Annotated in this window: 8 protein-coding genes; 2 read left to right on the plus strand and 6 right to left on the minus strand. The window is 38.1% G+C overall.

What is annotated here, in order from left to right:
• Positions 1-154: 154 nt before the first annotated feature.
• The gene (locus tag ABH942_RS04255) at positions 155-1,582 is read left to right on the plus strand and encodes an MATE family efflux transporter (protein ID WP_370029734.1); all 1,428 of its coding nucleotides are present in this window, start codon (positions 155-157) and stop codon (positions 1,580-1,582) included.
• A gap of 79 nt (positions 1,583-1,661) precedes the next feature.
• Here ABH942_RS04255 and ABH942_RS04260 read toward each other — a convergent pair whose 3' ends face one another.
• The 5 genes from ABH942_RS04260 to ABH942_RS04280 form a co-directional block, all read right to left on the minus strand.
• Entirely contained in the window at positions 1,662-6,512 is a 4,851-nt protein-coding gene (locus ABH942_RS04260) for a DNA repair ATPase (RefSeq protein ID WP_370029735.1), read from the minus strand.
• 98 nt (positions 6,513-6,610) lie between these two features.
• Positions 6,611-8,644: a flotillin family protein gene (locus tag ABH942_RS04265; RefSeq protein ID WP_370029781.1), complete on the minus strand. Its 2,034-nt coding sequence runs from the start codon at positions 8,642-8,644 to the stop codon at positions 6,611-6,613.
• A gap of 150 nt (positions 8,645-8,794) precedes the next feature.
• A complete protein-coding gene (locus ABH942_RS04270; RefSeq protein ID WP_370029736.1) occupies positions 8,795-9,448 on the minus strand; it encodes a hypothetical protein in 654 nt (217 codons plus the stop codon).
• Between the two features lie 11 nt (positions 9,449-9,459).
• Positions 9,460-10,173 carry a PspA/IM30 family protein gene (locus ABH942_RS04275; protein ID WP_370029737.1) on the minus strand — a complete coding sequence of 238 codons (714 nt, stop codon included), beginning with the start codon at positions 10,171-10,173 and terminating at the stop codon, positions 9,460-9,462.
• A gap of 4 nt (positions 10,174-10,177) precedes the next feature.
• Positions 10,178-10,573, minus strand: coding sequence for a YbjN domain-containing protein (locus ABH942_RS04280; protein WP_370029738.1), 396 nt, complete (start codon positions 10,571-10,573; stop codon positions 10,178-10,180).
• Between the two features lie 203 nt (positions 10,574-10,776).
• Here ABH942_RS04280 and ABH942_RS04285 point away from each other — a divergent pair, with 203 nt between their 5' ends.
• The gene (locus ABH942_RS04285; protein WP_370029739.1) at positions 10,777-11,514 is read left to right on the plus strand and encodes a helix-turn-helix domain-containing protein; all 738 of its coding nucleotides are present in this window, start codon (positions 10,777-10,779) and stop codon (positions 11,512-11,514) included.
• A 165-nt stretch (positions 11,515-11,679) separates the two neighbouring features.
• Here ABH942_RS04285 and dusB read toward each other — a convergent pair whose 3' ends face one another.
• Positions 11,680-12,672: a tRNA dihydrouridine synthase DusB gene (gene dusB, locus ABH942_RS04290; RefSeq protein ID WP_370029782.1), complete on the minus strand. Its 993-nt coding sequence runs from the start codon at positions 12,670-12,672 to the stop codon at positions 11,680-11,682.
• Between the last annotated feature and the right edge of the window lie 14 nt (positions 12,673-12,686).

The raw sequence follows: 12,686 nt of genomic DNA on the forward strand, positions 1-12,686 counted from the left end.
AAATTTCAGCTTCTTTAAAAAATAATTATACATTTGTTCTCTAAATCATTAGAACCATGTTTGTTTTTGTTTTGGCCTAAACTTCTATAGGCCGGCCTTGATTAATTATTTTTTCCGTCACACTTAGTGACGCTCACCTACTTATTAAATAATCATGACACAAACAGAACAAAAACAAAGTTTTTTATCCCGTTTATTTACTACAATAAAACAATCGCTTAAAGGCGAAGCCGATTTTGATTATACTTCCGGAAGTATCCGTAAGGCAGTTATTTTATTAGCCATTCCAATGGTATTGGAGATGATGATGGAATCCGTTTTCGCATTGGTTGACTTATATTTTGTCGGTCACCTTGAAAATAGCAGTTTTGCAATCCAGACCGTTGGACTTACTGAGTCTGTACTTACTGTCATCTACTCGCTGGCTATCGGATTAAGCATGGCAGCTACGGCAGTTGTTGCCCGAAGAATTGGCGAAAAAGATCCTGTAGCGGCTTCAAAAGCAGGAATGCAGGCTGTTATAATTGCCGTAGCCGCCAACACGGTTATCAGTATCCTGGGCTTGCTTTATGCGACTGAAATCCTAATGTTGATGGGAGCTTCACCCGAAGCAGCTCTTCATGGAACTAATTTCATGAGGATTATGATGGGCGGAAGTATCAGTATTGTTTTACTATTCCTTATCAATGGTATTTTCCGCGGAGCCGGAAATGCTGCAATAGCCATGAAAAGTCTTTGGCTTGCTAACATCTGTAATATTATTTTTTGTCCTATACTAATCAACGGTTTGGGACCTATACCGGCATTTGGACTTACAGGCGCTGCTATCGCAACTACAGCTGGAAGAACCATAGGTGTATTGTACCAACTGTACCACCTATTTAACGGAAAGGGCATCTTAAAAATCGCTGCTTCTTATTTCCTTCCGGACTGGAAACTGATACAGAATACTATCAAAGTGGCAGCACCGGGAGTATTGCAGTTTGTAATAGCTTCCTGCAGCTGGATCTTTTTAGCTAATCTTGTTGCTGTTACTGGCGGCGATCATGGATCGGCCGGATATCAGACCGCATTGAGAATCATGATGTTCTTTATTTTACCAGCCTGGGGATTAAGCAATGCAGCAGCAACGTTAGTGGGTCAGAATTTAGGAGCAAAGCAAATCGATAGAGCGGAGAAATCTGTAATGCAGACAGCCAAATACAATGTAATATTCATGGCAACTATCATGGCTATTACGCTTTTGGGAGCTGAATATATCGCAGGCTTCTTCACCAACGATTTAGTCGTTAAAGAAATTGCAGTAGAAGCTATCCGAATCATGAGCCTTGGTTATATTTTCTATGGTATTGGTATGGTATTGATAAACACTTTCAACGGTGCGGGCGATACATGGACTCCAACATGGATTAATTTCTTTGGCTTCTGGCTGTTCCAGATTCCTTTGGCTTATGTCCTGGCAAAAAAATTAGGCATGGGACCTACCGGCGTCTTTATGGCTATTCCTATTGCCGAAACCGCTATAACAATTGCCGGCTATATACTTTTCAAGAAAGGAAAATGGAAACGTATTGAAGTGTAAACAGCTTATAAGCATAGACACTAAAAAACAAATGGCCTTACTTGATGTAAGGCCATTTATATTAAAAGCTGTTGCCGTTTTATTCTTCAAGTCTTTTCCCGAGTATCTGCTTAATTCCTTCAATATGGCTGGTAAATTCCATCATTTGCTGTAACACCTGAGCCATTTCATTTTTGTTTCCAAAACCTTTTAGCTTATTATTCTTTTGGAATATTTCCCTTATCGACGCCCAACGTTCTTTTTCAGCATCATTTAAAGTACTTGTCAGTCCTTTATACTTTAACAAGTTTGCTTCTGCTGCATTGGTAAGCGTTTGCGTTTCATTTTGATAATGCGACAGCAATAGCGCAGCTACTTCAGCATCATTCATAACCGGTTCTATTTTTGCAACTAGTTTGTTCATGTCACGGTAAGATCCTTGCAGTTTGAACGGAGGTTCAGTTCGATAAGCATCTTCCATAGCCGCAGAAGCTATATAAGCCGCATTGACCTGAAGTACTACATCGCGTATTTTAAGCACTTTGTCCAAGACAGAAACATATACTTCAATATCCTGTTTTGTATGGTTGCCTTTAAGCTCTAATCCGTCTCGCTGCCCAGTTTGCGCCATTTTTATAAACGGATATAAATCGTCCATATTTCTGGAAGCAAGCTGTGCCAACATTGTGTTTGAGGTCATTGCATTTTCAATAAGGCTCAGCTCAAATAATTCAGCTGAATTGCCTATTACATCGCCCAGATTATAAATATCAGCACGGTTGGCAAGCATGTCCGGTATTCTAAATTTCTCGCCTGTTTCAGTATAAGGGTTACCCGCCATTACCACACAAAACTTTTTGGATTTCATGTCGTATGTTTTAGGCTGTCCGTTATAAACGCCTTCAATTTTTCGGGTTCCATCCGCCAATGAGATAAATTTCTGCAGGAACTCCGGACTGCAATGCTGGATATCATCTAAATACAGCATGACATTGTTCCCCATCTCTAAGGCAAGATTTAATTTTTTAAGTTCTTCTCTTGCCGCTGAATTACTTGCCGAGGTCGGGTCGACAGAAGTAATTTCATGGCCAATAGCAGGCCCGTTTATCTTCATGAAGATAAGCCCCAGCCTATTCGCCAGATATTCCATGAGCGTGGTCTTACCATAACCTGGTGGCGATACCAAAAGCAGCATACCTGAACGATCCGTTCTTTTATTTTCTCCGGCACTGCCAAGCTGTTTCGCGAGATTATCTCCAAATAATGACAGGTATACCTGATCTATAAGCTTATTACGTACAAACGAAGTAAGTACTTTTGGCGTAAATTCATGCAGCCTTAAATCAACTTTAAGTCGTTGAGTAAGTTTGTGTCTTTCTTCTCTGAATTGCTCAAATGCAAGCACATCATTATCAAAATATTCCCTAAGAAGTTTCGTAAACTGATGGTAATGAAATTGAAAAACACCATCGGTAATGGAAGGATGTGCCCCAACTAAACCTGTAATTGTTTCTTCTGGCGTTATACCGGAAACCTTTTCTTCTGACTTTTGTCTGTATAACAATAAAGCTACAACCTCATAAAGATATTCTGCATTTTGCTTTTCTTCGTTTTGTGCGAGATAGGACGACACCCATTGGATTGCGAGTAATAATGAAGTTTCGTTATCAGCCGCAGCTTCAACAGCATTCCTAAAGCTCACCAATGCATTTTTTGCCTCCAAAGTTTTTATAAAATTCTCAGCAATTTGCGAGGCACGATAGCTAATCGAGAAAACATCACCATCTTTTAACTCGTCAAAAAGATAGTGTGCAATTTCATCTGCTTCGGCTTCACTGTTTTTTGACGCGACAGCGGTAGCTAAGAAAGTTTCGGCTTTTTGCTTCAACTCCTTTATGATATAATCAAACTCTGTAGATTCCGGAAAAATAGCCAGTACATTACCCGAAGCTTTTATTTTTGCGTTCATCGCATTGCGGCTTTCTTCTGGAAGATTATTCCATACAAATTGAGCGAAAGCACGTACCGATGGCGAATACCTCAACAACTTCAAATCGTTATGCTTTGTTATAAGTACTTTTACAATTTTAAAAGCGTCGGCATCATGCACTCCCTTTATATAGCCTTCTGTATAATTCTTTAAGGTTTCATCTTTGACAATTGTTTCCAATTCCTCATCAGTCAGGCTATACAATCTGGATGCACCATACGTTTTAAAAATTTTATACGCCAGATAAGCTCCTCTGTAAATACTGTCATTTTCAGAAACCAGATCCTGAGACCAGTATTTTTGAAGCGAATCCAAAGCACTATCCGAAAGTTCCTGATAAAAATCGGTTCCGGTCAAATGATAATTAAGTTTTCCTTCTTTGTAAACAATAGTGAGGTCTAACGGCTGTTTATTGACCGCAAATCGATGCTTGCCTAAGCGCAATATATTCTCACCGTCTTCATATAGATCTTGTTTGTCCTTAAGCTTGCGCAAGGCGTCTTCACGAGAAGCTTTTAACTGTGTTTCTATGGTTTCGGCTTTGGCCGTATCATCCATCCCAATCAGTTGAGCAGCCAAATCGCGCAGTTTCGCAACCATAAGATCGGATGCAAAATAGCCGTTTATTTCTTCAACAGAATTTAACGCAAGCGCTTTTACATCTATATTTTTAAGGATTCGCTCGGCCGCTTTTTGTATGGCTACTGCTTTTTTATTTCTTGCTTCAACAAGGCTGTTCTTTTTAGCTTCAAAAGCAGCATAGATTTCCTCTCTCTTTTCAAGAATAGATCCTGTGAATTCATCGTAATCAGCAAAGCGGGCTTCAACATCTTCCAGCTGCACTGATATTTTATTTAAAAGTTCATCTGCCTTATCAGGATTTACCGCCCTATCAAGCGAGTTTACCATACTCTGGTCAATCAGCTTCATTTGGGCAGCAAAATCATCCCGGGCTTCTTTACTTCCAAGCGATGAAACTCTATTCTTGATATCGGCTTTTAACCTGTTTAGCGTGGAGAAAATCAGCGATATGGTATTAATGATGTGCGTTGATTTTGAAGTGTCATCAATCTTAAGATTCGAGACAATTTCAATAAGCATTTCCAAATCGGCAGTAATAGTATTGACTTCGTCTTCTAGCTTTTTACCTTCGACTACCGTTGTGATTTTATCAAGTCCTTTCTGCTTTTCTTCTACCCGGTTATGATATGGCACCAATGCCTTGTCATCCATAAGGAATTGCAGGCAGTTTTGCGAAATATGTTCTGTCTGGGCGACAATTTCAGCTTCTAATGCATTGATAAAATCGTCTTCTACATATCGAATTTCACGAAGACTTATTACTTCTCCTCTTAAGGTCCGTAATCCTGCAAGATCAGCTACAAAAACATCAATATCATCGAGCGGGGAGCTTTTTATTTTTATAAAAAGTGCTTCCGCCTTGTCCTTTATTTCCTGCGTAATTTTTGCAGCATTCAGCCTTAGCTGTACTACTTTTTCAAATTCGTCAATTGCCGTATTGGCCGTATTCTTAATTTCGGTAAGCGGTATGTGCAGTTCAAAAGTTTCTTTACTGTTTATCCAATAATAGGTATCCAGAATATTCTGAGACTGTCTTGTAAGGTCTGCATACAAACCGTCATAATCATCATTTTTATTAAGCAATGTTATGATGGAATGGCAATCAGCCATAGCCTTTACAATGTCTTTATTACCTATTTTATATAGAAAACTGTCTTTATATTGAGTTGGCATTACATCTCCTTTTACAAACGGAGTCTGCCAGATTTGTACCAAATGGTTTTTAGTATGTTCTTCTTCTGCTCTGAAATAGCACAATTCGCCATTTTCTAATATGGTAAAACCATTGCAGATAATTGGCATCATTACTTCGTGAGTAATGATATTATAGGACATAAGCACATACTGTCCTGTTACCTCTTCATAAAACACATACATGAAGTCTTCACCGTTTGGCGAAGCTATTTTTTCCTGAAACAGCAGGTTTTGAAGGCTATTCTCAAATATTTTATACTCGCCTGTTTGCAGGTAATATCCATTCGAGAATATAAGTCCATGATGATCCGGAAGAAGTATGGCCGATGTAGAAAGGCTGTCTATCTTTTTTACTTCCTGCAATTTGTGGTTGTAAATAAAAAAACGAGCTTCTTCCTGAAACGGCTTTATTTGCAAGGCTATAAGATTGCCCAAATCAGCATATTGATAATTGCCATCGTCCAGTGTCTGATCCGGATACATGACATCTTCATCATAAATACCTTTGCCTGTACTTGTATTATCTTCTACTTTAATAGTTAAGGTACCTCCTACCGTTTCTACAAAAACCTTGTCAAGTATGGATACGTGCGGATGCTTGCCATAACGCTGCATATCGCGTGAAGTTTCCTGCCAGATAAAATCGTGTTGGCGCGGCAAACGGTATTCGCTATCGCTTCGGTTATCCTGATAGATAAGCGTATCGTCTTTTATCAGCCATTTAAAAGTCTTTATATCTGAAGTCCTGTCACTCAACTGGAATATCATGTGCAGGTAATTTCCGGTAATAAAAAACTTCTTGAATTCTGTATTGCGATAGTATTTATAGAGATTTAAAAAATCGTCTAAAAAAACAGGATCGGAAATAATATCCATTCCTTGCTGCTTAAACTCCCCGTCTTCATACTTATAGATGCTAAAAACATCTTCCGTCTTTATGTCTGTACGCAGTCCGAAGTGAACATTGTAACCAAAAATACAAGTATCGTGAATTGATACAATATCATTGGGTACGCAGTTATTTTCAGTAATGATACGGTTGTTGGCAAGAAGTTTTGTTTCGGTGCTACCAAAAATCTCTTTTCTTGCCTCATTAAGTTTGTTAAGTCGGGCCGAAAGGTCATTTTTTTGAGTTTCCAGCCTGCCTCGTATGATTTCATATGTACCGCCTTCCAGTGTACTCATGACTTTTAAATTTTAGTGTTGGATTACAAAACGTAATCATAATAGAAAAGTATCCCGCACGGTGTTATCGTACGGGAAACTATATCAGAAAGGAATGGTTATCCTAATTTTTTACCGGATAAGCCCAGATTTTTTGCCATATCCATCAGGTTAGAGAAAAGTCCTTTTTCTCCTTCGTCATTGCTACGTTTTTGCAATTCGACAAGCAATCCGGCAACTGTAAGGTTTTTGATATCTTCAGATGTTATGCCATATTTATCAGCAAAACCTTTTATTCTTTCCAACAGATTTTCTCCTCCTTCAGTGACTGTACCCAATATTGCTTCTTTAATTTCGGTGATATTTTCACTGCTATTTACAAGCCTGTCGAAACCTTTAGCTTTGGTAATTTGTCCCACAATCTGGTCAAAGAACATGGTCTCACCACCCACAATATCAATCTTGGCAGCTCTAAGCGCTTCTGCCAATACATTTGCCTGAGCATCTGCAATATCTTTTTGGATATGGATATTAGCAAGATCAACCTGTAACTCCTTATTAAGACGAAGCTTGAACTCTTCGTGATCTTTACCAACACCGTCAAGTTTTTTCATTGCTTCCGCTTTTTCCTCAATACCGCTAGCTTCAGCAAGCGCTTTTTCTCTGATAACCTCAGCTTCAGACACACCCAATTGTTTTCCAGCTTCGGCTTTTGCTTTAATACCCGCAGCTTCAGCAAGCGCTTTTTTCTCAATAACTACAGCATCAACAATACCTTGTCTTTCGTTTGCATCTGCTTTCGCATGCATTACCTGAGCTTCAGATAATCCTAATGTAGCATCTTCTTTGGCTTTTGCTTCTGCCAATATTTTTCTGGCCTCAGCTTCTTTTTCGCTGGCAGCCATTTTTGCAGCAGCTTCGATATTTATTTCTTCTGCTTTTTGTTTTGCGGCTTCTTTCTCCGCCTCAGCAGCTTTCAATCGTTTGATGTAAAGCTCTTCACTTTCTTTTTCAGCAAGAGTAACGGCTACTTTTTTCTTTCTGTCTGCATCTTTGAAAGCTTCAATATCTTTCATGTTTTCCTGTTCTTGAACCACTCCTTTTTCAAGTACTACTCTGTCGCGAATAACGTTCTGGATGTTTTTGCGCTCCACTTCCACAGCTTTTTCTTTTTCGATTTGGGCCAGGGTAACGATACGCTCTCTTTCAGTCTGCTCAAGAGCACGATCTTTTTCTACTCTTTCAGTTTCAACAGCTTCTGTACGTTGCTTGTTTTTAGCCGCTACAATAATAAGCCTGTCCTTGTTTTCCTCGGCAACCATTACTTTTTCCGTAGTGTTTATACGTGCTGTTTCCGATTTAAGTCTTTCTTCTTCAGATACTTTTATAATCTCTGCCTCTTCACGAGCCTTGATATTGGCAATTTCTCTTTTTTGCTGTTCTTCTTTTTCAGCCAGTTGGCGGTCTAATGCCAAGATGGCTTCTTTAGCTTCAACGTCCTGTTTACGGATGGTTTTTTCCTCATCTCTGCGTATCAGGTTCGCTTTAATATTTTGTGCAGCAGTAAGTTCCGTAATCTTTTTGATCCCTTCAGAATCAAGAATATTATCTGCCTTAAGTTGCGAAAGTGGTGTTTGTTCCAAATCGTCAATAGCGCAATCATCCAGCACATAACCGTTTAGGTCGGTACCGATAATAGCAATAATTTCTTCTCTGAATTCACTTCTGGCTTCATATAGCTCTACAAAGTCAAATTTCTTACCTACCGTTTTTAAGGCTTCTGAAAATTTGGCATCAAAAAGATTTCTCAATACGTCAATTTCCGAAGCACGCTCACACCCAATAGTTTGGGCCACGTTAATAATATCTGCAGTAGATTTATTAATTTTTATAAAGAAGGTTACTTTAATATCTGCCCTAATATTGTCTTTACAGATAAGTCCGTTAACACCTGTACGTTCTACGTCAAGTTTTTTAACCGAGATATCCATAATTTCCATTTTATGTAGTACAGGCACGACAAGTCCTGCATTATAGAAAACTTTCGTACCACCTGCACCGGTGCGTACAATTACTTTTCCCTGGATAATTTTTTTGTACATTGAGATGACCCATACCAGCAGTCCTATAACTACTATTATTATGGCAATCATTGTGATAAGTAACGAGTTTCCTAGCATTGTATTAGTGTTTTATAATTTTGGTGTTTATTTATATTAAAAAGTCAATAAAGTTAATTGCGAGATAAACCAGGCTGGCATTAAGACGTATTATTAAAACAATCATGGTTAGTATAGTTTTGATTAATAATCAAATTTTTCAATGAGATAATATTTTTTATCGTTGCTTTCCCCCACAATAACAGCCTGGTCACCAGCTACTAATTTTTCATCAGTATTACTTCTGGCATACAGCTTCATCGGGTCACCATTTACTATGAGTTCTATCTGTCCTGTTTTTTGTTCCGTAACCGTAGAAGTCACACTACATCTCCTTCCTAAAAAGTCTATTTCGGGTTCTCCTTTGTGATTCAGCTGCTTGTAAACATAGCCAAGCGGTTTGCTAAAAATCTTTACTACAAAAAGACTCAGAATAAAGTTGGGTATAAGCAATAAGAAACCAATCAGTGTACTTTCTACACCCAGATAGTAAGTGACATTCACTCCTACCAGCCACATACTGAAGAAAATAATAGTAATAATAAACATGAGAGGAAGTTCATCGAAGTTGAAATACTCCAATACCTTCATAAAACCGTTTCCTTCATGGGCATGTTCACTACCGGAAACATCATGGTCAAAATTGCTGTCTATATCTGCCGAATCAAAATCAATACTAAACAAATCAGGATCAATACCGGCTATGATCACAAGCAGCCAATAGATAACCATGATAATGGACATAATGCTAAAAAAAGCATTGACCGGCGAAAAAGAAATTTCTATAAGTTCCTTCATTTATTTATTTTTTAGTCTTTGGGATCGCTTATACCAAGTTGCTCCTTAAGTTTTTCCAACTCATTATGGGCTTTTGACTTTTTAACGTCCACGACTCTGTTAATTTCTTCATCAATAGACTTAGACGAGTTAGCAATTTCTCCATAAGCTTCAGCCAGCGCTTCTTCTTGATTAACTTTTTCTTTCATCCTTTCAAGCAGCGCTATTGTTCCGTTGCTGTCAATTTTTGCCATTTGCTTGTTAAGGCTCTTGGTTGCATCGGCCACCTTAACACGAGAACGCAATATTTTAAGTTCATTTTCCCACTTGCTGATATTCTGTTTGATGGTCTGTACGTTTGCTTCCATTTGCAGTACATTTTGGTCAAACTTTTCCTTATCGGCAATAGCCTGATTTTGCAAACCTACAGCTTCTTCTTTTTTCACAAGTGCTTCTGTTGCCAATCTATCGGCTTCTCCCGGCTCGATTCCTCCTGTTTGTGCCTTTTTTAAGATAAGCATGGCTTTTTCATTGTAGTCCTCTGCTTTTTCCTCATACTCGCCCACTTCTTTTTTTGCACGGATACTCATTGCTTTTACCTGAGCCAGGGCTTCAAGCGCCTTGTCAAGATCTTCTTTCATATCTCTTATTCCCTGCTCGGTCATTTTTATAGGGTCTTCCATATTGTCAATAGCATGGTGTACTTCAGCCTGCCCTATTTTTAAAAGTCGTCTTAGAAATTTCATATCTCTATCTTTTTGAAAAGTTAATAATCTGCTCCGAATATTCACTAAGCAACAAGCTTAACGAATTTAAAGTAGCACCAAATTCATTTAAATCTAAATTTTCCAATTGCAGCGAATCTCTGAAAATAACTTTCTGACCTGTGTGATCTAAAACAAACGCACCATGAATAATATCCCTGTTTTTTTGTAGCAGGGCTTTATAAACCAAAGGTGAATCTGTTTTGATTTCGAACAAAAACTGCTCAAATATCACTATAGGATAAGCTACACAAATAATAAGATTTACAACACCTTCCTGCTCGCTACTAACAATGAAAATACAGTCTTCACTATTCTCATGTTTTATTTCAAGTTCAAGCTCTGTTAGGTATCCTTTTATTACATTAAAATAATCTTTCATTTTACAGGTTTAATTTTATAAAACTCGTTTTTTTTTATTTGATTGCCAAGCAAAAAAACTATTTTGTTCAGAAAATCTTTATTGTTAAATGCAATTATTATGCTCATTTAATTTGCTAAATATACTATATTTGCTAAAAGTATTAGCGCAAATATAAAACAACAATTTTAATTTGCAAATAATTTTAGCAATTTTTAGTACGTATGTTTGGAAAAAATATAAAAAAGATAAGAAGCGTGCATGGTCTCAGCCAATTACAGTTTGCTGAAATGTTTGATTTAAAAAGGGCAACGCTGGGTGCATATGAAGAAGGCAGGAGTAATCCTAAGATGGATACCGTGATAAAAATTGCTAACCATTTTAGCATTGACATAGAAGATCTGCTCACAAAAGAGCTTACCGTAAACCGACTGCTAAAATTTAACGAAACCATTACCACAAGTCCGGCCGTACCTAAAAAAGTAAAAACAGAAGGAATTCCTTGCGTAATGGAAGGAATGAAATCAGATTATTTATCGGCCCTGGCGAATGACACAGAAATCAACCTGCCTGTACTGACAATTCCAACAATAAGCTCTGAAAACAAAACTGCTTTTGTACTGTTGGACAATTCTATGTCCGGCATTTCAGGCTTGTTTCTTCCAAAAGATATTATTGTTTGCGAAAAAACGGCAGTCACCAATCCTATAACAGACGGCAGCCTTGTTGTTGTTGCTGTAAAAGAAGATCTTCTGTTTAGAAAAATATACTTTAATAACGGCAAGATCAGCTTAAAGGCTAATCATTCCGAATTTAAGGATATTGAAATAAATACATCTGACGTCATAGCAATCTGGAATGTTTTGCACATTTTTCAGCATACTTTGCCGCAAGAAAACACATTGGAACAGCGCGTAGCCATTTTAGAAGGCGCTTTGGCTTTATTAAACAAAAACAGCTAATTAGGAATTTTGTAGCTCGCACCTTTGCGAGTAATTATTTCATGCAAAGGCGCAGAGCCGCAAAGCAAGAAAAGAAATTTGTTTTTGATATAAAGTTTCAGATAATCAATAAAATTTATTCAAAAAAAATCCGAAGAGATTTCTTCGGATTTATAATTATGTTTATCATACAAAATGATAGCCTCCAAAAACTTCCTGGATTTCATCCAATGTTTTAAACAGGCCTTCAGCATCATCAGTAGTTACAAGTCTTTGTTTGTATTCTTTAAATCCGGGTATGCCTTTGAAATAATTAGTATAATGTCTTCTCATTTCTACAATACCAACACGCTCTCCTTTCCAGTCCATTGACCAGGTCAGGTGATTTCTTGCCGCTTCAACCCTATCTTCCATTGTAGGTTGTGGCAATTTTTCGCCTGTCTTAAAGTAATGCTTGATTTCGTTAAAAATCCACGGATAACCAATTGCAGCACGGCCAATCATCATGCCATCCAGTCCAAACCTATTCTTATATTCCAACGCTTTTTCCGGAGAATCGATATCGCCATTACCAAAAATAGGCATGGTAATTCTCGGATTGTTTTTGATTCGTTCGATATGCGTCCAATCGGAATGACCTTTATACATCTGGGCTCTTGTTCGCGCATGAACCGTTAGAGCCTGCACACCAACATCTTGCAAGCGTTCCGCAACTTCATCTATATTAATTGAGTTTTCATCCCAACCCAACCTTGTTTTTACCGTCACAGGAAGGCTGGTACTTTTAATTACGGCTTTTGTCAGACGCACCATCAAATCTACATCTTTCAATACTCCGGCTCCGGCTCCTTTGCATACCACTTTTTTGACAGGACATCCAAAATTAATATCCACCAAATCCGGATTAACCGTTTCTACTATTTTTGCAGAAAGCGCCATTGCTTCTTCATCTCCTCCAAAAATCTGAATACCAACAGGTCTTTCGTAATCGAAAATATCCAGTTTTTGACGGCTTTTCATAGCATCGCGAATCAAGCCTTCGGAAGAAATAAATTCACTATACATCAGATCGGCTCCATGTAGTTTGCACAAGCGACGAAACGGAGGATCGCTCACGTCTTCCATAGGTGCTAACAACAAGGGGAAATCAGGTAATTCTATTTTGCCAATCTTGACCATCTTCTTCATTTTGC

This window comes from Flavobacterium sp. 28YEA47A (assembly GCF_041262125.1).
GTDB lineage: Bacteria > Bacteroidota > Bacteroidia > Flavobacteriales > Flavobacteriaceae > Flavobacterium.